The sequence below is a fragment of the Aeromonas sp. FDAARGOS 1408 genome (assembly GCF_019048665.1).
GTDB lineage: Bacteria > Pseudomonadota > Gammaproteobacteria > Enterobacterales > Aeromonadaceae > Aeromonas > Aeromonas dhakensis.
Window position 1 is genome coordinate 4,305,878 of sequence record NZ_CP077394.1, and the last position, 21,361, is coordinate 4,327,238.

At 64.4% G+C, this 21,361-nt stretch carries 19 protein-coding genes; 12 read left to right on the forward strand and 7 right to left on the reverse strand.

Features of this window, described 5'->3' with window-relative positions:
- Positions 1-115 precede the first annotated feature (115 nt).
- The gene (gene pncB / locus I6L38_RS19930; RefSeq protein WP_010635704.1) at positions 116-1,294 is read right to left on the reverse strand and encodes a nicotinate phosphoribosyltransferase; all 1,179 of its coding nucleotides are present in this window, start codon (positions 1,292-1,294) and stop codon (positions 116-118) included.
- Position 1,295: 1 nt separating this feature from the next.
- A complete protein-coding gene (locus I6L38_RS19935) occupies positions 1,296-1,931 on the reverse strand; it encodes a nicotinamidase (RefSeq protein WP_043170538.1) in 636 nt (211 codons plus the stop codon).
- Positions 1,932-2,006: 75 nt separating this feature from the next.
- Here I6L38_RS19935 and I6L38_RS19940 point away from each other — a divergent pair, with 75 nt between their 5' ends.
- Both I6L38_RS19940 and I6L38_RS19945 read left to right on the forward strand, forming a co-directional pair.
- Entirely contained in the window at positions 2,007-2,657 is a 651-nt protein-coding gene (locus I6L38_RS19940; RefSeq protein WP_043170539.1) for a DNA mismatch repair protein MutT, read from the forward strand.
- A gap of 100 nt (positions 2,658-2,757) precedes the next feature.
- On the forward strand, positions 2,758-3,243 hold the full coding sequence (locus tag I6L38_RS19945) for a DUF523 domain-containing protein (protein WP_017781285.1): 486 nt from the start codon (positions 2,758-2,760) through the stop codon (positions 3,241-3,243).
- Here the strand turns inward: I6L38_RS19945 and I6L38_RS19950 are convergent.
- The 3 genes from I6L38_RS19950 to I6L38_RS19960 form a co-directional block, all read right to left on the reverse strand.
- Positions 3,189-4,142 (reverse strand): acyltransferase, encoded by a 954-nt coding sequence (locus tag I6L38_RS19950; protein WP_043170540.1) that lies wholly within the window; start codon positions 4,140-4,142, stop codon positions 3,189-3,191. The genes I6L38_RS19945 and I6L38_RS19950 overlap by 55 nt on opposite strands.
- Entirely contained in the window at positions 4,136-5,050 is a 915-nt protein-coding gene (locus tag I6L38_RS19955) for an acyltransferase (RefSeq protein ID WP_017787026.1), read from the reverse strand. Before I6L38_RS19955 ends, I6L38_RS19950 begins: the two co-directional genes overlap by 7 nt.
- A 115-nt stretch (positions 5,051-5,165) precedes the next feature.
- The gene (locus I6L38_RS19960; protein WP_216988876.1) at positions 5,166-6,680 is read right to left on the reverse strand and encodes a YifB family Mg chelatase-like AAA ATPase; all 1,515 of its coding nucleotides are present in this window, start codon (positions 6,678-6,680) and stop codon (positions 5,166-5,168) included.
- A gap of 384 nt (positions 6,681-7,064) precedes the next feature.
- Here I6L38_RS19960 and ilvG point away from each other — a divergent pair, with 384 nt between their 5' ends.
- The 6 genes from ilvG to ompA all read left to right on the forward strand — a co-directional run bounded on the left by ilvG (position 7,065) and on the right by ompA (position 14,812).
- Complete coding sequence (gene ilvG, locus I6L38_RS19965; protein ID WP_043170542.1) at positions 7,065-8,711, forward strand: acetolactate synthase 2 catalytic subunit; 1,647 nt, start codon at positions 7,065-7,067, stop codon at positions 8,709-8,711.
- Positions 8,708-8,959: an acetolactate synthase 2 small subunit gene (ilvM, locus tag I6L38_RS19970; RefSeq protein WP_005306810.1), complete on the forward strand. Its 252-nt coding sequence runs from the start codon at positions 8,708-8,710 to the stop codon at positions 8,957-8,959. The genes ilvG and ilvM overlap by 4 nt, the downstream gene beginning before the upstream one ends.
- Positions 8,960-8,971: 12 nt before the next feature.
- On the forward strand, positions 8,972-9,916 hold the full coding sequence (locus tag I6L38_RS19975) for a branched-chain amino acid transaminase (RefSeq protein WP_216988877.1): 945 nt from the start codon (positions 8,972-8,974) through the stop codon (positions 9,914-9,916).
- A gap of 145 nt (positions 9,917-10,061) precedes the next feature.
- Positions 10,062-11,903 carry a dihydroxy-acid dehydratase gene (gene ilvD, locus I6L38_RS19980; RefSeq protein WP_201881119.1) on the forward strand — a complete coding sequence of 614 codons (1,842 nt, stop codon included), beginning with the start codon at positions 10,062-10,064 and terminating at the stop codon, positions 11,901-11,903.
- Between the two features lie 3 nt (positions 11,904-11,906).
- Positions 11,907-13,427, forward strand: a complete 1,521-nt coding sequence (gene ilvA, locus I6L38_RS19985) for a threonine ammonia-lyase, biosynthetic (RefSeq protein WP_201881117.1) — start codon at positions 11,907-11,909, stop codon at positions 13,425-13,427.
- A gap of 245 nt (positions 13,428-13,672) precedes the next feature.
- The gene (gene ompA / locus I6L38_RS19990; protein ID WP_201881115.1) at positions 13,673-14,812 is read left to right on the forward strand and encodes a porin OmpA; all 1,140 of its coding nucleotides are present in this window, start codon (positions 13,673-13,675) and stop codon (positions 14,810-14,812) included.
- 50 nt (positions 14,813-14,862) lie between these two features.
- On the opposite strand, the gene I6L38_RS19995 is transcribed toward ompA, so the two are convergent.
- Positions 14,863-15,261, reverse strand: coding sequence for an HPP family protein (locus I6L38_RS19995; RefSeq protein ID WP_196249017.1), 399 nt, complete (start codon positions 15,259-15,261; stop codon positions 14,863-14,865).
- Positions 15,262-15,398: 137 nt separating this feature from the next.
- Between I6L38_RS19995 and I6L38_RS20000 the strand changes: the two genes are divergently transcribed.
- Both I6L38_RS20000 and I6L38_RS20005 read left to right on the forward strand, forming a co-directional pair.
- Positions 15,399-15,953 (forward strand): TetR/AcrR family transcriptional regulator, encoded by a 555-nt coding sequence (locus I6L38_RS20000; protein ID WP_043170548.1) that lies wholly within the window; start codon positions 15,399-15,401, stop codon positions 15,951-15,953.
- Between the two features lie 52 nt (positions 15,954-16,005).
- Positions 16,006-17,133, forward strand: a complete 1,128-nt coding sequence (locus I6L38_RS20005) for a hypothetical protein (protein WP_043170549.1) — start codon at positions 16,006-16,008, stop codon at positions 17,131-17,133.
- 79 nt (positions 17,134-17,212) lie between these two features.
- On the opposite strand, the gene priA is transcribed toward I6L38_RS20005, so the two are convergent.
- Positions 17,213-19,420, reverse strand: a complete 2,208-nt coding sequence (priA, locus tag I6L38_RS20010; protein ID WP_080760852.1) for a primosomal protein N' — start codon at positions 19,418-19,420, stop codon at positions 17,213-17,215.
- 148 nt (positions 19,421-19,568) lie between these two features.
- Between priA and rpmE the strand changes: the two genes are divergently transcribed.
- A complete protein-coding gene (gene rpmE / locus I6L38_RS20015) occupies positions 19,569-19,784 on the forward strand; it encodes a 50S ribosomal protein L31 (RefSeq protein ID WP_005306787.1) in 216 nt (71 codons plus the stop codon).
- A gap of 127 nt (positions 19,785-19,911) precedes the next feature.
- Positions 19,912-21,345 (forward strand): DUF2867 domain-containing protein, encoded by a 1,434-nt coding sequence (locus I6L38_RS20020; protein WP_043170550.1) that lies wholly within the window; start codon positions 19,912-19,914, stop codon positions 21,343-21,345.
- The last annotated feature ends 16 nt before the right edge of the window (positions 21,346-21,361 follow it).

The following is a 21,361-nucleotide window of genomic DNA, read 5'->3' on the forward strand; positions in this document are numbered from 1 at the left end:
CTTGGTGGGCTGTCGTTCGGGCAATAGAAAGGCCCGACACCAGTCGGACCTGACGAGGAGAGAATGGTAGGGGGCCACTGGCCACTGGCGCAAGATACGTCCCCAAAAATAGGCTTTAGACCCCGACGTGGAAGGCCTGCTTGAGGTTGCGGATGAAGTCCGCGTCCCGGCACAGGGTCTTGCCCGGGCTGTCGGAGATCTTGGCGACCGGGCCGCCGTTGCACTCGATCAGCTTGAAGACGATGTTCATCGGGCTGACGCCGGGCAGATCGCAGGTGAGCTTGGTGCCGATACCGAAGCTGGTGTTGATGCGACCGCGGAAGTGACGGAACAACTCGACCGCCTTGTCGAGGTTGAGGCCATCGGAGAACACCAGCGTCTTCTCGGTGGGGTCGATGCCGAGCCGCTGATAGTGGCTGATGGCCTTCTCGCCCCACACCACAGGATCGCCGGAGTCGTGGCGCAGCCCCTGATAGCGGCTGGCCAGCTCGAAGTCGAAGTCGCGCAGGAAGGCATCCATGGTGATGCAGTCGGTGAGCGCGATGCCGAGGTGGTTGGTGAATTCATCCAGCCAGCTGGTGAGGGCGGCGCGCTGGCTGTGCTCGAGCGGGAAGCCGAGCTGCTGGTGGGCCTGGAACCACTCGTGAGCCTGGGTGCCCACCGCCGGCAGGCCGTACTTCTGGGCCAGCAGGTAGTTGCTGGTGCCGCGAAACGCCGGCAGCCGCTCCTGGAGGCGACCCACCACCGCATCCTGTACCGCGAGGGAGAAGCGGCGACGGGTGCCAAAGTCGATGAGGTTGAACTCGCTCATCTCTTCCCGGCTCAGCTCCCGCTCCAGCTTGTCGAGCTTCTGATCGAGCCGCTCCAGCGCCTGGCTGACGCCAAACTGGGGGTAGCGGAAGCGGTTGCGCATCTCGCTGATGATGGCGAGCACCGGGATCTCCCACAGGATCACGTCCTGCCAGGGGCCCTCGACCCGCACGTTGATGCGACCATCCTGTTCGAACACCTTGAGCAGGGAGGCATCCAGCGGCTTGCGGCGCAGGTGGTCGAGGTAGTCAGGGGTAAAGAAGGGGCGCTCCGCCAGGAAGTTGAGCTCGGGCCGGGTCAGCCGCAGGGAGCCGGCGAGGCGCAGCTGCTCCTCGATCTGACCCATCATGGGCAGCAGATCTTCCTCGTTGCGGCTGTGGAACTCGGCCACCACCTCGGCATCCGGATAGCGATGGAACACCGCCTGCTGCATGTGCAGCTTGTAAGCATCTGTATCGAGCAGGCTGTTGAGAATGGGAGGCATATCAGGCGTCCAGCAGGCGTTGTACATCGGCAAGGGTCTGGGCCAGTTCGGCGCCGGCCTCGATCATCTGGGTGTGGGCCTGAGCGACCGTTTCGGGGGCGATGCCACGGCAGGCATCGAGGTGGACGATCACCCGGAAACCGGCGCGGCGCAGCTGCAGTACGCTGGTCTTGACGCAGTAGTCGGTGGCGAGGCCGCCGGCCAGCACGGTCGCGACGCCGCGGGACTGCAGGAACTCGATGAGCCCGGTGCTGCGACGCTCGGCCAGATCGTGGAAGCAGGTGCCGTAGGGGTGCAGATCCGGCTCGACCCCCTTCCAGACGAAGAAGTCGTAATCGACCGGGGCCGGCAGGCCGTCGAGCAGTTCGAAGCCGCGAGTGCCCGGCACGCAGTGCACCGGCCAGGTGAGGTCGGCGTTGGGCATATCCAGCGGCAGCAGCATGCCGGCAGGGTCGCTGACGGCCCAGGCGGCGTTGGCCGGGTGTGAATCCTTGCTGCCGACCCGCAGGCTGGCGAGGGTGGCCTGAGCGTTGAGCGCAGCCACAATATCATCCCCGCCCGCGACGGGCAGTTCGTTCGGGCAGAGGGGGGTAAACCCCTTCTGCGCATCAATATCCAGGCTGGCGACGGTTCCCATTGAGTGGCTCCTGCACATACTATTCGTGTGATATTATCTACCAAACATTAATCGAAGGCGAGCAGGGCGATCGGCATGTTGAGAATGAGTCTGGATATGGTGGTGCTGCGGTTGAACGAGGAGCGGCTCGAGCTGCTGCTGGAGACCCGCGATCGCCCGCCCTTTGCCCACTGCTGGCAACTGCCGGCCCTGCGCATCGACGAGACCCGGGATCGGGATCTGGACGCGGCTCGCCATCGTCTGTTGACCGAATGGGGGCTGGGCCACTGCTACAGCGAGCAGGTCTGCACCCTGGGCAACCTGGAGCGGGATCCCCGTGGCTGGTCCACCACCCTGGTCTACCTCTGTCTGGTGGATCCCGAGGTGGAGGTTCTCCACGGCTGCTGGCACCCGCTCTCTGCCCTGCCGGGGCTCAGCCTCGCCTTCGACCACACCCAGCTGATCGCCAGAGGGCTGGAGCGACTGCGCATCAAGAGCCGTTACAGCACCCTGCCGCTACAACTGCTGGGGGCCGAGTTCACCCTCTCCGAGGTGCAGCGGGCCTTCGAAATCATCCTGCAGACCCCGATGAACACGGCCGCCTTTCGCAAGCGCATCCATCGCGCCGATATCCTGGTGGACACCGGCCGCAAGCGCACCGGCAAGCAGCGTCCCGCCATCCTCTACCGGCTGGAGAGCCCCTACTGCGTGATGTTCGATCAGGTGATGCACGGAGCGGAAGCATGAGTGGTGCAGGTGTGCACAAGGTATTGGTAAGCGCCTGTCTGCTGGGACCATGTTCGTTGCGCTACGAGGGCCCTGGTTTTAGCCAGCGGGGGAGCAAAGCATGAGTGAGACCAGCGTGCACAAGGTACTGGTGAGCGCCTGCTTGCTGGGTCAGCCGGTTCGTTACGACGGCCAGAGCAAGGGCATCGTCAGCGACTGGCTGCAAACGCTGGGGGCCGAGGGGCGGGCATTGGCCTTCTGTCCCGAGGTGGCGGGCGGTCTGCCGACGCCGCGCCCCCCTGCCGAGCGGCAGGGGGAGCGAGTGGTGACCGCAAGCGGACTGGATGTGACGGCGGAGTTTGCCCGTGGCGCCGCACTGGCGCTGGCGACTTGTCAGCAGCAGGGGATTCGCTTCGCCCTGCTGAAAGAAGGGAGCCCCTCCTGCGGCAGCGGCCGCATCTACAACGGCCGCTTCGAGGGGCAGTCCGTGGCGGGCGAGGGCATGACCACTGCCCTGCTGCGTCGCCACGGCATCGCCGTGTTCAGCGAGGATCAGCTGCCCGAGCTGGCCTCGGCGCTCGCCTCGGCGGCCTGCGGATCGGTCTGAGCCGCCGCATCGGCCGCCTGCCACTGCGCCAGCACGGCGTCCTTCTCCTGCCAGCGCTGGTTCAGCCACTCCTGGAAGCCGCGCTTGAACTGCTTGTCATTGAAGTAATCCCCCACCAGCTGCTCGTCCACCGGCAGCTCCTCGATCCGCACCCGGATGCGCTTCATCCGCCCCATCAGGAAGTCCTTGAAGGGGGTCTCGACGTTGTCCGGATAGCTGATGGTGACGTTGATCAGGCTGTCGAACTGATCCCCCATGGCCGCCAGGGTGAAGGCCAGCCCTGCCGCCTTGGGCGGCATCAGATGCTGGTATCGGGAGCGGGAGGCATCGCGCTTCGCCTCGGTGAAGCGGGTCCCCTCCACGAAGTTGATGACGGTGGTGGGGATGTGGCGAAACTGCTCGCAAGCGTTGCGGGTGGTCTCGATATCCTTGCCCCGCAGATGCGGGTTGCGCAGCAAGAACTCCCGTGAGTAGCGACGCATAAAGGGCATGTCCAGTCCCCAGCAGGCCAGCCCCAGCAGTGGTATGTAGATGAGCTCGTGCTTCATGAAGAACTTGGGGACCGGCAGCCGGTCGCGAAACAGGTGGCCCAGCACGACGATGTCGGTCCAGCTCATGTGGTTGCTGATGATGAGATACCAGCCATCCTTGCGCAGCCGGGTGTCGTCCTCCACCTGCCAGTCGATGCGGGTGGTGAGGCGGATCACCAGGGCGTTGCAGGCCAGCCACAGCCGCATGAAGCGGTTGTTGAGCCGGCTGCAGGCACGGGCCAGGGGCGGAACGGGCAGCAGTTTGACCAGCGACACCAGCAGGATCAGGCTGGCGCACAGGGCGGTAAACAGTATGGTCAGGCTGGCGCTGATGAGCAGCACCAGCGGACCCGGGAGCAGGCTTAGCATGGCGTAGTTTGGGGCGTCTTGTCTGCCAGCAGCTGGTTCAGGGTCTGGTCCTTCTCGTGCCAGATCCCGTTCAACCACTGCTGAAACTCTTGTTGGAACTCGGGGTCATTGAAGTAATCCCCCACCAGATTGCGTTCGATCGGCAGAAAGCGGACCCGAACCTTGATCTCCTTGACCCGACCGCACATGAAGTCCCAGTAGCTGGGGATGCCGCCCGGATAGGCGATGGTCACATCCACCAGCTTGTGCAGCTGATCGCCCATGGCTGCCAGGGTGAAGGCAATGCCGCCAGCCCTCGGGTGCAGCAGGTGGCGATAGGGTGCTGCCTGTTTGTCATGCTTGCGGGCGGTGAAGCGAGTGCCCTCCACGAAGTTCATCACGCTCACCGGCATGTGGCGGTACTTGGCACAGGCCTTGCGCGTGGTCTCTATGTCTTTTCCCTTCAGATGGGGCTTCTTTTCCAGCAGTTTGCGGGAATATCGCTGCATGAAAGGGAAGTCCAGCGCCCACCAGGCCAGACCGAGAAAAGGTACCCAAATCAGTTCTTTCTTGAGGAAAAACTTCAGGAAGGGGATTTTTTGATTAAAAACCCGCTGCAGTACCAGTATGTCGACCCAGGATTGATGGTTGGCAATCACCATATACCACTCATTCCGGTGCCCTTTGTCCACTCCGACCACATCGAAAGGGGTTCTGATGATGGTTTTCTGGATCAGGTTGTTGAAACCGATCCAGCAGCCGGCGCTGCCATCCAGCAGTGCGTTGCAGAAGGTGCGCCAGCCCTTGAGGGGCAGCACCAGCTTGAGCAGGCCCAGCGAGAGGATCGGGATAAACCAGAACAGGGTGTTGAGAAAATAGAGCAGGGTCGAGAGGCTGCCGCGCAGTCGCTCAATCAGCTTGTTGGGCATGGGTCGGGTCCGTCTTGCTGTCGATAAAGGGCCATCAAGTGGTCAGATCTGTGGCCATAATATCAGCCGATGGCCCGCGAGACCATGCAGGGCCGTCAGGTGCGCTTGCGACCCATCAGCCGCTGCGCAGCCGTGACAGCAGCCGATCCATGGCCCGATAGCCGAGCGCCTCGATCAGGTGCTCTCTTGCGATGGTGGCGTGCCCCGCCAGATCGGCGATGGTGCGCGATACCCGCAGGATGCGGTGCCAGGCCCGGATGCTGAGCCCCAGTTTCTGGATGGCGTTCTCCAGAAACTCGGCATCCTGCGGCGATAAGCGGCAAATTTCTTCGATTTCACGGCTATCAAGCAGGTTGTTGAGCTTGCCATTGCGACTCAGCATGCGCTCCCGCGCGCCCAGCACCCGTTCGCGGATCTGACCGCTCGACTCCCCCCGCTCGGCCTTGCCGGTCAGGCTCCCCTTGGGCAGCAGCGGCACCTCCACCGTCAGGTCGAAGCGGTCGAGGAAGGGGCCGGAGAGCTTGCCGAGGTAGCGCAGGATCTGATCCGGGCTGGAGCGGGTCTGGCCATCGCCATAGTGGCCGCAGGGGCTGGGGTTCATGGCGCCGACCAGCTGGAAACGAGCGGGGAAATCGACCTGGCGGGCGGCCCGGCTGATGGTGATGTGGCCCGTTTCCAGCGGCTCGCGCAGGGAGTCGAGCACCTTGCGCTCGAACTCCGGCAGTTCATCCAGAAACAGCACCCCGTTGTGGGCCAGGGATATTTCGCCGGGCCGCGGGTGGCCGCCGCCGCCCACCAGCGCCACTGCCGAGGCGCTGTGGTGGGGCGTACGATAGGGCCTGTGGTGCCAGTGACCGGCGCGCGGGGTGAGACCGCCGATGGAGTGGATGGCGGCGGTCTGCTGCGCCTCCTGCTCGCTCAGCGGCGGCAGAATGCCGGGCAGGCGGCTCGCCAGCATGCTCTTGCCGGTGCCGGGCGGGCCGATGAACAGCAGGTTGTGGCTGCCGGCGGCGGCGATCTCCAGCGCCCGCTTGGCCTGGGACTGGCCGATCACGTCCTGCAGGTCCGGCACGTCGGGCAGGCTCTCCGCGCTCTGGGGATCCGGCAGCGGCAGCTCGTATTGACCCGCCAGCCAGGCGGTGACGGCCAGCAACTGATGGGCGGTGCGTACCTCGGCGTCCTGGATCAGCGAGGCCTCGGGGCCGTTCTCCCGCGGTACCAGCAGGGTGCGCCCGGCATCGCGGCAGGCGAGCACGGCGGGCAGCACGCCGAGCACGGGGCGGATCTCGCCGGTCAGGGCCAGCTCGCCTAAAAATTCGTGATCAAGCAGATATTTTGCCGGTATCTGCTTGGAAGCGGCGAGAATACCGATGGCGATGGCCAGATCGAAACGGCCCCCCTCCTTGGGCAGATCGGCGGGAGCCAGATTGACCGTGATGTGCTTGCTCGGGAACTCGAAATTGCCGTTGAGCAGGGCACTGCGCACCCGGTCCCGCGACTCCTTCACCGAGGTTTCCGGCAGGCCCACCATATTGAAGGCGGGCAGACCGTTGGAGAGGTGCACTTCCACCGTGACTTGCGGGGCCGCTATTCCCAGGCTGGCACGGCTATAAACCACAGCTAATGACATAAATCCCGTCCTTGGTTTGATGTATATGCTGGTTAACCGTTTTTTATTAGTTTTTTGTTCCAACTTACGCGATTGGACTCAGTGAAAATCAGAGTCTTGTCAGGCAAAAAACGCTTGCCCAATAAAATCCACCGTGCTAGTTCTAATAGCCATTCGCGGTAAAAACCGCCCCAATTTCACAGGATTTCCGGTTGTAACTATGAACATGGCCTCCCGTTTCGTCAGCATTATTGTGGTCCTAGTGGTGATTATTATCTCACCGCTCGGGGCTCGTTTAGCTGCACGGAACAAGGGATAGACCCACCACCGGACAGAACGAAACAAGCGACCCCCGAGCCTCACGGCCCGGGGGTTTTTTTTCGACCAAAGGACAGGATTTTCCAGATGAACGGCGCGCAGTTTTTGGTACAGGCTCTCAAGAAACAGGGTGTGACCCAGGTGTTTGGTTACCCGGGCGGGGCCATCATGCCGGTCTACGATGCCCTGTATGACGGCGGTCTGGCACACCAGCTCTGCCGCCACGAGCAGGGGGCCGCCATGGCGGCGGTGGGGTATGCCCGCGCCTCCGGTCAGGTGGGGGTCTGCATCGCCACCTCGGGCCCCGGCGCCACCAACCTGGTGACAGGTCTGGCGGAGGCGCTGCTCGACTCGGTACCGCTGGTGGCCATCAGCGGCCAGGTGCCCTGCGCCGCCGTGGGAACCGATGCGTTCCAGGAAGTGGACGTGCTCGGCATGTCTCTCTCCTGCACCAAGCACTCCTTTATGGTGACGGACGTGGCGGATTTGCCTCAGGTGATCGCCGAGGCGTTCGCCATCGCCAGTGAAGGGCGCCCAGGTCCGGTGCTGATCGATCTGCCCAAGGACGTGCAATTGGCCGAGGTGCCGGCCCAGAGTCCGCTGTTTGCGGTGGCGGAGCCCGAGCATCTCAATCCGGCCGAGTTGACGGCCGCTCGCACCCTGCTGGCCGCCGCCGAGCGCCCGGTGCTCTACGTCGGCGGCGGGGTGGGCATGGCTAATGCCGAGCAGCAGCTGCGCGACTTTGCCGTCGCCACCGGCATGCCTGCGGTCACCACCCTCAAGGGAATAGGCGCGCTCGACCCCGACAGCCCTGTTTATCTGGGCATGCTCGGCATGCACGGCACCAAGGCCGCCAACTATGCGGTGCAGCAGTGCGACCTGCTGGTGGTGGTGGGCGCTCGTTTCGATGATCGGGTGACCGGCAAGCTGGAGGAGTTCGCCCCCGAGGCCAAGGTGATCCACCTGGATGTGGACGCCGCCGAGTTCGGCAAGCGCCGCGCCGCCGAAGTGGGCATCACCCAGGATCTGAAACAGGTGCTGCCGCACCTCGCCATGACGTTGGCCATCGAGCCCTGGCGTGAGCACTGCGCGAACATGGCCCGCGAGTACGCCTTCCGCTACGACCATCCCGGCCAGCCCATCTATGCTCCGGCGCTGCTCAAGCAGCTCTCTGCCAGGTTGCCGGAGAGCAGCGTGGTGGCCTGCGACGTCGGTCAGCACCAGATGTGGGTGGCCCAGCACATGCGCTTCACCAGCCCGCGCAACCACCTCTCCAGCGCCGGTCTCGGCACCATGGGCTTCGGTCTGCCCGCCGCCATCGGCGCCAAGATGTCGCGCCCGGAAGATGAAGTGGTGCTGGTGAGCGGTGACGGCTCTTTCATGATGAACGTGCAGGAGCTTGGCACCATCCGCCGGGCCCAGCTCAAGGTGAAGATGGTGCTGCTGGACAACCAGCGCCTCGGCATGGTGCGCCAGTGGCAGGAGCTGTTCTTCGACGGCCGCTACAGCGAGACCATCCTCTCCGACAATCCCGATTTCGTCGCCCTGGCCGCCGCCTTCGGCATTCCGGGCGAGACCATCACATGCAAGGAGGAGATAGCCCCGGCCCTCGACCGCCTGCTGGCGAGTGAGAGCGCCTATCTGCTGCATGTGGCCATTTCAGAGGAAGAAAATGTCTGGCCCCTGGTACCGCCAGGAGTCGCCAACCACCAGATGATGGAGCAACGCCCATGAGTCAGTTCAATACCTTGCAAATCCATGCCCAGCCCAGACCCGAAGTGATGGAGCGGGTGCTGCGGGTGGTGCGTCACCGCGGTTTCAACCTCTGCGCTCTCAACATGGAGCAGGATTGCCAACAACTGCGGATCACGGTTACTGTCGAGTCGGTGCGTCCCATCCAGCAGTTGTGGAGCCAGCTGGTCAAGCTGGTGGACGTCTCCCGGGTCGATGCCCTGGAACAGCAACCCCGGATCAGAGCTTAAGGAGCCAAGCCAATGTCACAGCCTTCCCAATCCGCCACTCACCCCCAATACATCTGGTTCAACGGCAAACTGGTGCCCTGGCAGGATGCCCAGGTGCACGTGATGAGCCACGCCCTGCACTACGGCTCCTCGGTGTTTGAGGGGGTTCGCGCCTACGACACCCCAAAGGGGACCTGCATCTTCCGTTTGCAGGAGCACACCCGCCGCCTGTTCGACTCCGCCAAGATCTACTGGATGGAGGTTCCCTACAACGAGGCCGAGATCAATGAGGCCTGCCGCACCGTGGTGCGCGAGAACGGCCTGAAAAGCGGCTACCTGCGCCCGCTGGCTTTCATCGGTAACGTGGGCCTTGGCCTGCATCCTCCCAAGGATGCCAAGGCTGACGTGATCGTGGCGGCCATTCCCTGGGGCGCCTATCTCGGCGAAGAGGGGCTGAAGAACGGGGTGGATGTGTGCGTCACCTCCTGGAACCGGCTCGCTCCCAACACCATTCCCACCGGTGCCAAGGCGGGCGGCAACTATCTCTCCTCCCAGCTCATCAGTCGCGAGGCCAAGCGCAACGGCTTCGCCGAGGGGCTGGCGCTGGACGTGAACGGTTACCTGAGCGAAGGGGCGGGGGAGAACCTGTTCCTGGTGAAGAACGGCGTGCTGTTTACCCCGCCCGCTACCGCGGCCATTCTGCCCGGCATCACCCGCGACACCATCATGACCCTCGCGCGTGACCTGGGATACGAGGTGCGTGAGCAGGCGTTGCCCCGTGAGGCTCTGTATGTCGCAGACGAGATCTTCATGACCGGGACAGCAGCCGAGGTGACCCCGGTGCGCTCCGTCGATCGCATGCAGGTGGGTGCCGGTTGCCGCGGTTCGGTGACCGAGCAGCTGCAGAACGCCTTCTTCGGCCTGTTCAACGGCCAGACCGAAGACAAGTGGGGCTGGCTGACGCCCGTCAACGACTGATAAGAGAGGGGAGGTGTCATGCCTCCCCGAGTCGCTTCCGGTCAGGGCTCTGCGCTGTGCCCTCACCAGGATCGATTCCCGATCCGAGAGTCACTTTTTCATTTCCAAAGATAATGAGCCCGCTGGGCATTCAGGGAGTAGAGACATGCCGAAGTTGAGATCCGCCACCACCACCCACGGACGTAACATGGCCGGGGCCCGCGCCCTCTGGCGTGCCACCGGCATGACCGATCAGGATTTCGGCAAGCCCATCATCGCCGTGGTCAACTCCTTCACCCAGTTCGTGCCGGGCCACGTTCACCTCAAGGATCTGGGTCAGCTGGTGGCGCGGGAGATCGAAGCCGCCGGCGGGGTTGCCAAGGAGTTCAACACCATCGCCGTGGATGACGGCATCGCCATGGGCCACGGCGGCATGCTCTACTCCCTGCCGTCGCGCGAGCTGATTGCCGACTCGGTGGAGTACATGGTCAACGCCCACTGTGCCGACGCCATGGTCTGCATCTCCAACTGCGACAAGATCACCCCGGGGATGCTGATGGCCGCCCTGCGCATCAACATCCCGGTGATCTTCGTCTCCGGCGGCCCGATGGAGGCGGGCAAGACCAAGCTCTCCGACCAGATCATCAAGCTGGATCTGGTGGACGCCATGATCCAGGGCGCCGACCCCAAGGTCTCCGACGCCCAGAGCGAACAGGTGGAGCGCAGTGCCTGCCCCACCTGCGGCTCCTGCTCCGGCATGTTCACCGCCAACTCCATGAACTGTCTGACCGAGGCGCTGGGCCTCTCCCAGCCGGGCAACGGTTCCCTGCTGGCGACCCACGCCGATCGCGAGCAGCTGTTCAAGCTGGCAGGCCAGCGCATCGTCACTCTGGCCAAGCGCTGGTACGAGCAGGACGATGCCTCGGCACTGCCGCGCAACATCGCCACCAAGGCGGCGTTCGAGAACGCCATGGCGCTCGACATCGCCATGGGCGGCTCCACCAACACGGTATTGCACCTGCTGGCGGCGGCCCAGGAGGCGGGTGTCGACTTCACCATGGCCGACATCGACCGCATGTCGCGCAAGGTGCCCCAGCTGTGCAAGGTGGCGCCCTCTACCCAGAAATATCACATGGAAGACGTGCACCGCGCCGGTGGCGTCATTGCCATCCTGGGCCAGCTGGAGAAAGCGGGTCTGGTGCACGGCGACGCCCGCAACGTGCTGGGCACCTCGCTGGTCGAGCTGCTGGCCGAGTATGACGTCAGCCGCCAGCCGAGTCAGGAGGTGGTGGACTTCTACCGCGCCGGCCCGGCCGGTATCCGCACCACCAAGGCGTTCAGCCAGGATTGCCGCTGGCCGGAGCTGGATCTGGACCGCGCCGAGGGTTGCATCCGCTCGCTGGACAACGCCTACAGCCTGGAGGGGGGCCTGGCCGTGCTGGCCGGCAACCTGGCGCTTAACGGCGCCATCGTCAAGACCGCCGGGGTGGACGAGGAGAACCTCACCTTCCGTGGCCCGGCCCGGGTATTTGAGAGCCAGGACACGGCGGTTGCCGGCATTCTGGACGGCACAGTGAAAGCGGGTGAAGTGGTGGTGATCCGCTACGAGGGCCCGAAAGGGGGCCCCGGCATGCAGGAGATGCTCTACCCCACCACCTATCTGAAATCCATGGGACTCGGCAAGGCGTGTGCGCTGATCACCGACGGCCGCTTCTCCGGCGGCACCTCGGGTCTCTCCATCGGCCATGTTTCGCCGGAGGCGGCCTCTGGCGGCACTATCGGTCTGGTGGAGGATGGCGACATCATCAACATCGACATCCCGGCTCGCAGCATGGTGCTGGAGGTGGCCGACAGCGTGCTGGCCGCCCGCCGCGTCGCCGTCGAGGCCCGGGGCTGGAAGCCGCTCGATCGTCAGCGTCAGGTTTCCTTTGCCCTGCGCGCCTACGCCATGTTCGCCACCAGTGCCGACAAGGGTGCGGTGCGCGATCGTTCGATGCTGGGGGAATAAACCATGGTCTCTGCGGCGGATTATCTACGCAAGGTGCTGCTCTCCCCCGTCTACGAGGCGGCGCGGGTCACCCCCTTGCAAACCCTGAAAAAACTCTCCGAGCGGCTCGGCAATCACGTCAGCCTGAAGCGGGAGGACCTGCAACCGGTCCACTCCTTCAAACTGCGCGGCGCCTACCACAAGATTGCCACCCTGACCCAGGAGCAGAAGGAGCGCGGCGTCATCGCCGCCTCCGCCGGCAATCACGCCCAGGGGGTCGCCCTGTCGGCCGCCAGGCTTGGCATCAAGGCGATCATCGTGATGCCCAAGACCACGCCGGACATCAAGATCGACGCGGTGCGCCGCCAGGGCGGCAATGTGCTGCTGTTTGGCAACAGCTTCGACGAGGCTTACGGCGAGAGCCGCCGCCTCGCCGAGTTGGAGGGCTACACCCTGATCCCGCCGTTTGACGACGTCGAGGTGATCGCCGGGCAGGGCACCATCGGCAAGGAGCTGCTGGAGCAGGATACCCATCTCACCCACGTCTTTGTGCCGGTGGGGGGCGGCGGTCTGGCCGCCGGGGTGGCGGTCTACATCAAGCAGCTGCTGCCGGATGTGAAGGTGATCGGGGTGGAGGCGGAGGGCTCCGCCTGCCTCAAGGCCGCGCTGGAAGCTGGCGAGCCGGTCAATCTGGAACGAGTTTCGCTGTTTGCCGACGGGGTGGCGGTCAAGCGCATCGGCGAGGAGACTTTCCGCCTCTGCAACCAGTATCTGGACGAGGTGGTGACCGTCTCCAACGACCAGATCTGCGCCGCGCTGAAAGACATCTTCGACGATTGCCGCGCCATCGCCGAGCCGTCGGGGGCCCTGTCGCTGGCGGGCCTCAAGGCCTACAGCGAGCGGGAGCAGGTGAAGGGGGGCCGGATGGCGGCCATTCTCTCCGGCGCCAATGTCAACTTCCACAGCCTGCGCTACGTCTCCGAGCGCTGCGAGATCGGCGAGAAGCGCGAGGGCATGCTGGCGGTGACCATCCCCGAGCGCAAGGGGGCCTTCCTAGACTTCTGTCGTCAGCTTGGGCCCCGCATGGTGACCGAGTTCAACTACCGTTACGCCGATGCCGAGCAGGCGTCGCTGTTCGTCTCGGTGCGCCTCAGCGGCGGTGACGAGGAGCTGGGCCAGATCCAGCACCAGCTGGAGGGCAACGGTTATCCGGTGGTCAACATGACCGAGAGCGAGCTGGCCAAGAACCACGTGCGTTACATGATTGGCGGCCGCCCGGCCCGGCCCCTCGGTGAACGTCTCTACAGTTTCAAGTTTCCGGAGCAGCCTGGCGCCCTGATGCGTTTCCTCGAGACCCTCGGCTGTCGCTGGAACATCAGCCTGTTCCACTACCGCAACCACGGTGCCGACTACGGCCGGGTGCTCTGTGCCTTCGAGCTGCCGGACGAGGACGTGGCGGCTTTTCATGACTACCTGCACGAGATTGGCTACGGCTGGAAAGAGGTGAGTGACGACCCCGCCTACCGGCTGTTTCTGGCCAGCTAGGTGCGTTGCAAGCAGCAAGAGGGAGGCCATCGGCCTCCCTTTTTCATGGCGCTGCCGGCGCGCCCGCGGATACCCCTGCATGGGGCGTTTTGCGGTCGGGAATGCCGGGCGCTTCACACTCTTGAGTCCCAAGTCATTTGAGGCTGACAACAGATGGGATAACCTGATGGGCGGGGCCGGGTTTGCCCCATCAGGGAAGAGAGGCGCAAGAGCGCCCATCACGACTCATTGCAGAGGCTTTTACCATGAACAAATCGATACTTGCCGTGCTGGTCAGCGGCCTGCTCGTCAGCGGGGCCGTGCAGGCTGCCGCTCAGGACAACACCTGGTACGTCGGCGGCAAGGCCGGCTGGTCCAATTTTTACGGTGTGGACTACAACGAGCAGGTCAAAGCCGTTGTCGACCTTGTTGAACCAGACAAGAAGCACAGTGATCTTGGCGTGGGGGCATTTGTCGGTTACCAGCTCAATCCCAATCTGGGTTTCGAGCTGGGCTATGACTGGCTGGGCAAGTACAAACTGGACAAGACGGTATCACAGGGTACCCAGTCTGCCGGGCTGAATGGCGAAGCCAAGGCGCAGATGGTGCAGGCCACGATGAAAATGAGCCTGCCGGCAACCCCGGTGCTGGATGTGTATGGCAGGCTGGGGGGGGCTTACGCCTGGACTGAGAGCGCTTATTCCGGGTGGTATAGAGACTCCGCCAATCCGGCCAACGATCTCTCATTCGATAGCAAGGGGCACAAATATCATGGTGCCGCATTTGTGGGAGCGTTGGGCATTGAATACGCGATCGATCGTGATTGGGCCGCTCGTCTCGAATATCAATACACAACGCCGCTTGGCAAGACCTCCCCCGAGGAGTCAGGCATCGAGATGGACAACGGCCTGCTGGCCTTCGCCATGCTCTATCGCTTCGGTCAGCAGGGCGGCGAAGTGGCGGCGCCCGCACCGGCCCCGGCAGCGGCGCCTGCTCCCGCGGTGGTGGTGGTGCCCAAAACCTTCAGCCTGAGTTCGGACGTGTTGTTCGAATTCAACAAGGCGACCCTGAAGCCGGCTGCCAGCCAGGCGCTCGACGCCCTGTTCAGCCAAATAGTGGCGGCCAATCCGAAAGACGGGGTGGCAACCGTGATCGGCCACACCGATCGCATCGGCTCCGACGCCTACAACCAGGCGCTCTCCGAGCAACGCGCCCGCAGCGTGGCAGACTATCTGATTGCGAAGGGGCTGTTTGCCGACAAGGTGCGGGTCGAGGGGCGTGGCAAGTCCTCTCCGGTCACCGGCAACAACTGCAGCAGCGGCTCCAGACCGGCGCTTATCGCCTGCCTGGCACCGGATCGGCGGGTGGAAGTGCGACTGGAAGGGGTTTCCCAGCAGGCGCAATGACCAGGGTGTCAGCATGAACGACGAGGGAGGACCAGGCCTCCCTCGTCTGTTTAGCCGGTACCAAGCCGTCGCTGCCATTTGACCCGCTGGAAGCCGTAGCCCAGCAGGATCAGCAGCAGGGCGCCGGGCAGGACCGTGTGCCACAGAAAGGGCCACTGTTGCCCCGTCATCAACACCAGCAGGGGGTTGGCGCCGGCGGGCGGGTGGATCAGATCCAGCCCCTGCATCAGCGCGATGGCCAGCCCCACGCCCAGGGCCAGTTGCAGCTCCAGCGGCAGGGGCAGCTCCTGCATCAGCAAGCCGACGGTGGCCGTCAGCAGATGGCCGCCGAGCACGTTCCACGGCCGTGCCAGCGGGCTCGTCGGCAGGGAAAACAGCAACACGCAGCTGGCCCCGAAGGGCGCCATGATCAGGGTGGTATGCCAGCTGATGTTCAACCAGCCCAGCACGCCTATCGCCAGTGCCGCTCCCACTCCTGCCCACAAGGGGCCATACCATCTCGTCATCACGGTTTCCTTCTTGGTTTGTCAGCCGTGATTAGGCACATTAGGTAGACAGATCGGTGTACTTCAAGGGGAAAAACGCGATGAGCGAAAAACGGCAGCAGCTGGTGGAGACGGCCTACCGTCTGTTCAATCGCCATGGCTTTCACGCCACCGGTATCGACCGCATCTGGGCGGAGGCCGGCAGCACCAAGCGCACCCTCTACCGCCATTTTCCCACCAAGGATGCCCTGATCGAGGAGGTGCTGCAGTCCCGCGAGCGGGAGTTCTTCGCCCTGCTGGAACAGCGCCTGCAGGGACAGGAAGGGCGGGAGAGCCGCCTGCACGCCCTGTTCGACGGCTTCGGGGAGTGGTTTGGCCGCAGCGACTTCTATGGCTGCAACTTCATCAACGCCAGCGCCGAGTTTGCCGATCCCCGTCACCCGGTTCGCAAGCTGGTGGTGGCGCACAAGCAGGCGCTGCTGGACTGGGTCAGCACCAGGCTCGATTGCCACGAGGCGCAAGCCACCGGCATCTGCCTGTTGCTGGAGGGGGCCGTGGTGATGGCACACAGCTATCAGCAACCGCTGGCACTGGTGCAGGCAAGGTCGCTGGCATTGGCGCTGTTATGCGCCGACGGCGAGGCGTCTGCCGGCTGATATAGCCAATCGGTGTTAAGCCCGCCCCGGCAGCTGGTCGATAACTGACCAGATGTATGGCGCCGAGGGCGAAGATATGCGCATCGATCACTACGACCTCCAGGGGGAGGTGCAATACCAGCAGCAACAGGCCCAGGCCCGCAAGGTGCGCCGGCTCGGCCCCGTGCCGGCCGCCAGCCAGGTACAGTCCCCTGCCACGGCGCCGGCGGACGTTGCCCCCGCTGCTGCCGGCGGCGGCAGCCAGCTCACCTTCACCCGCAGCAGCCTGCTGACGCTGCAGATGGCCAGCCGCAGCGCCGCCGGCCCGGCTCAGAGCGCCCCTGAACCTGCCTCGGCCAAGCCCGCCGAGACCGGCAAGAGCGAACAGGATGGCATGCCCAACGACGGGCTCGACAATCGCCAGCGGCTCATCAAGCTGATGATCGAGGCCATGCTGGGCCACAAGATAGAGCTGCCGGAGCCCATCAAGCCAGCCGAGCAGGGCGCGGAGGGGGTGAGTGCCCCGACGGGTGAGGGGGCCCAGCCTGCCGCCGAGCCGGATCAGCTGGTGGAGGTGACCGACAGCCTGCTGCAGAAAGAGCAGCTCAACGTGGTGGCGGCGGCGAATGTGCAGACCCAGGATGGCCAGACCCTGCAGCTGGATCTGGGTTTTGTGCTGGACTGGCGCCAGCTCGACATCAGCCAGCGCCGCACCACCCTCAATGCCTTAAAGGATCCGCTGGTGCTCAGTCTGGATGGAAAAATCGCCGGCCTGACCGACGCCCGGGTCAAGTTCGACCTCGATCAGGATGGCAAGGCGGACAGCCTGCCCGGCCTGAGCGAGGGGAGCGGCTTCGTGGCGCTGGATCGCAACGGCAACGGCACCATAGATGACGGCGGCGAGCTGTTTGGGGCCCGCTCCGGCAATGGGTTTGGCGAGCTGGCGACCCTGGATGAGGATGGCAATGGGGTGCTGGACGAGCGGGACAGCCAGTTCTCGGCGCTGCAGTTCTGGCAGCCGGACCAGTCACCCATCGCCTTGGTGGAGCTGGGGATAGGTGCCATCCTGCTGCACCCCCTCGACACCCCCTTCAACCATCTGGGGGAAAGCGGCAATCAGGGGGTGCTGCGCCAGTCCGGCCTCTATGTGACCGAGCAGGGCAAGGGAGGCTGGGTGCAGCAGGTCGACCTGCGGGTCTGAGCCCTGCGCCCGCATGACAAACCCGGTTGCTGACGCTGCACGTTGGCGACCGCTTCACCGTCAGCGACCAGAATCCGACTCAGTTCAGCTCGGTGGGGTCTATGTCGAGGCTCCAGCGTACCCGCTTGGTCTCGGGCCACCCCTCCAGCTCCTTCAACGCCCAATCCAGCAGCTGGGCCAGCGGTGCCCGGCTCGGTCCCTGCACCAGCAACTGCATGCGAAACTTGCCCGCCTTGCGTTCCATGAAGCCGCTGATGGGCCCAAGCACCTGCACATGTGGGTAGCGAGCGCTGCGCAGGGTGTCGGCAAGGCGGGCGAGGAACAGCTGCACCTCGTCGCGGCCGTTGGCCTCGGCCCGAAACAGTCCCTGATAGCTGAACGGTGGCAGCCCCAGCAGGCGGCGCTCCTTCAGCGCCGTGTCGGCGAAATGGCCATAGCCGTTCTGGGTCAGATCCTGCAGCAGGGCGTGCTCGGGATGGTGGCTCTGCAACACCACCAGCCCAGGCTTGCTGGCGCGACCGGCACGGCCCGCCACCTGGATGTAGAGCTGGGCCAGTTTCTCGGCGGCGCGAAAATCGGCACTGAACAGGGCACCATCCACATCCAGCAGTCCTACCAATGTCACGTCCGGGAAGTGGTGGCCCTTGGCCAGCATCTGGGTGCCGATCAGGATCTTGTACTTGCCCGCCTTGATGTCACCGAGGTGGGTCTCCAGCTCCCCCTTGCGACGGGTGTTGTCCCGATCGATGCGCACCACCGGATATTGCGGGAAAACGGTGCCGAGCAGCTGCTCCAGCTGTTCTGTGCCGACCCCGGATCCGATCAGATCAACGCTGCCACACTCCGGGCAGTGGTGGGGTAGCGGGCGCACGCTGTCGCAGTGGTGGCAGTGCAGCCGTCGCCCGGCCTGATGCCAGGTGTACCAGGCGTCGCAGCGCTCGCAGGCGGCGCTCCAGCCGCACTGGTGGCAGATGAGGGCCGGGGCATAGCCGCGGCGGTTGAGAAACAGCATCACCTGATTGCCGGCCGCCAGATGCTCCGCCATCAGCTGCTCCAGCTGGGGTGAGAGGCCGGCCTGCAGCCGCACGTTCTTGATGTCCAGGATCACCTGGCGGGCAGTCTGGGCGTTGCCTGCGCGCCGGGTCAGGCTGAGGTGGTGATACTTGCCGCTGCGGGCGTTGTGCAGCGTCTCCAGCGACGGGGTGGCCGAGCCGAGCAGGATGGGAATGCCGGCGCGATGGGCCCGCATCACCGCCAGATCCCGCGCGTGGTAGCGAAAGCCGTCCTGCTGCTTGAAGGAGCCGTCGTGCTCCTCGTCGATGATGATGATGCCGAGGTCGTGAAACGGGGTGAACACCGCGGAGCGGGTGCCGATCAGGATGGCGGCACCGCCGTCGCGGCAGGCCAGCCAGGCATCTAGCCGCTCCCGATCGTTCATGGCGGAGTTCATCGCCACCACGGGTACGTTGAAGCGGCGGCGAAAGCGGTTGATGGTCTGCGGGGTGAGGCCTATCTCCGGCACCATCACCAGCGCCTGCTTGCCCGCCTTGAGCAGGGGCTCGAGGATGCTCAGGTAGACCTCGGTTTTGCCGGAGCCGGTGATGCCGTCCAGCAAAAAGGCGCCGAACCTGTCGCTCTGGCTGGTGACGGCAGATACCGCCAGCGCCTGCTCGCCGTTGAGGCGCAGCCCCTCGCCCGGCTCGAAGCGGGCGGCCCAGTCACTCTCATTGCTCGGCTCCAGCGAGCGCTTCTCCAGCAGCCCCTTCTTCTCCAGTGCGCTGAGTGCTGCACTCTGGATCTCCTCCTGCTTGAGGGCGGAGGGGGTCTGCGGCCCCTTGCGCAGCAAGGCGAGGGCCTGCTGCTGCTTGGCCGCCCGCTTGAGCTCGTTGAGATCGACCGCCATGCCGGCCTCGGTGGCGAACCAGAACTCCAGCTCCCGATAGGCGGCGGGCTCCCCCTTGCGCACCAGCACCGGCAGGGCGTGGGGCAGTACCTCCCCCAGCGGATGCTGGTAATAGCTGGCACTCCAGTTCATCAGTGCCAGAATGTCCGGCCCCAGCACCGGCGCCGCATCCAACACCCGCTTGATGGGTTTGAGCTTGTTGCGCGGCACCTGGCTCTCGGTCGGGTGATCCACCACCAGTCCGACCAGGGTTTGCGGGCCGAACGGGATCTCGACCCGGCAGCCGGGGGCAGGTAAGGGCAGGGGGGAGAGATAGTCGAAATGACGGCGTAACGGTACCGGCACAGCCACACGAACCAGATCCAGCGTTTGGGAAGAATTCACCAGAGATTGCCTATTTTTTCTGCGAAGCCACTTGCCTGATCTCAGGCATTTCCTATATTATTCGCAGCCTTTGAAACTGTGTTCAACAATCGTGTGGTGTCCGACAGAAGATCGGATGGCGACACGGCCTATTACTTTGAGGTTGTCCATGAAAGCTGGTATCCACCCTGACTACGTAGCCATCACCGCCAAGTGCTCTTGCGGTAACGTCATCAACACTTTCTCTACCGTTGGTAAAGATCTGAACCTGGACGTGTGCTCCGAGTGCCACCCGTTCTACACCGGCAAGCAGAAAGAAGTTTCTAGCGGCGGCCGCGTAGACAAGTTCAACAAGCGTTTCGGTGCGATGACCACCAAGAAGTAATTTTACTTCTGAAGAATTCTGAAAAAGGCGCCCAATGGGCGCCTTTTTTATTGGTCGGCGTTCTGTCAGGGCCCGCTTTGCCCTATGGTGGTGTGGTTGACGAGGGATGCAGAGCAGGAGCGAGTGAATGAGGAATTGTCTGGTGATGGGGGCGGCGGGCTACATAGGTTCTTACCTGGTGCCCCATCTGCAGGAGCTGGGTTATCGGGTGATTGCCGGGGCGCGGCGCCCCTGCCGGCTGCCGCCCGGTGTGGAGTTTCGCCTCGCCGACAGCCTCAAGCCCATCACCCTGTTGCCTGCGCTGGCGGGCATCGATACCGTCTTCTATCTGGTGCATGCCATGGGGGCGGGGGCCGACTTTCACCGGCTGGAGCAGCAGGGGGTGAAGAACTTCGCCGCCGCCGCCCGCGCCGCCGGGGTGCGCCGCATCATCTATCTCGGCGCCATCCAGCCGGCGCAGTGCAACAGCCGCCATCTCAACTCCCGCCGCCACTGTGGCGAGCTGTTTCGGGGCACCGGCGTGCCGACGGTGGAACTGCGCGCCGGCATCATCATTGGCCCCGGCTCGGCGGCGTTTGAGGTGATGCGGGATCTGGTGTTCAACCTGCCGCTGATGGTGACCCCCAAGTGGGTGCGCTCGCGCACGCCGCCGATTGCACTGTCCAACCTGCTGCACTATCTGGGCGGGCTGGTGGAGGCCGACGGGGTGGACGGCCAGATCTTCAACGCCGCCGGCCCCGAGCTGCTCAGTTACCAGCAGCAGTTGCAGAAGTTTGCCGCCCATATCGGCAAGCGCTGCCCCATCATTCCCATCCCCTTCCTGAGCCCGCGCCTCTCCGCCTGGTGGCTGCAATTCGTCACCTCGGTGCCGCAACCTGTGGCCAAGGCGCTGGTGGGCGGCCTCAAGCACGACATTCCGGCCGATGACGGCCCGTTGCGGGCCCTGCTGCCGCAAACCCTGCTCAGCTTCGACGAGGCGCTGGCGGAGAGTCTGGCTCTGGAGCAGCGGCTCGGTGCCGAACAGCAGGGGGAGGAGACCCCGCTCGGTCTGCGCTGGCGCCATCCCGAGTACGGCTTCTATGACCGCACCGCCAGCGGCGATGCCCTCAGTCTCGCCTCGCCCGAGGTGGTGTGGCAGGTGCTGCAGCAGCTGGGGGGCGAGCAGCGCTACTTCTACATGAACCAGCTGTGGGTGGTGCGTGAATGGATGGATCACCTGATCGGCGGGCCGGCGCTGACCCGCGGCCGTACCAATCCGGATCGCTTCGTGAAGGGGGACATGCTGGACTCCTGGCAGATCCTCGGGGTGGACGAGGGGCGCAGGCTGGATCTGCTGTTCAACATGCGGGCCCCCGGTGTCGGTCGGCTGGAGTTCAACATACTGCCGGAGGAGTCTGGGCTGACCCGGCTCAAGGTGACGGCACACTGGCATCCACAGGGGGCCTGGGGGTTGGCCTACTGGCTCGCCATGCTGCCGTTCCACCTCTTCATCTTCCAGGGCATGACGGAGGCGATCGCCCGGAAGGCGGAGGCCATGGCGGGAATCCCTGTCATGGATTGAAACCATATCTATAACT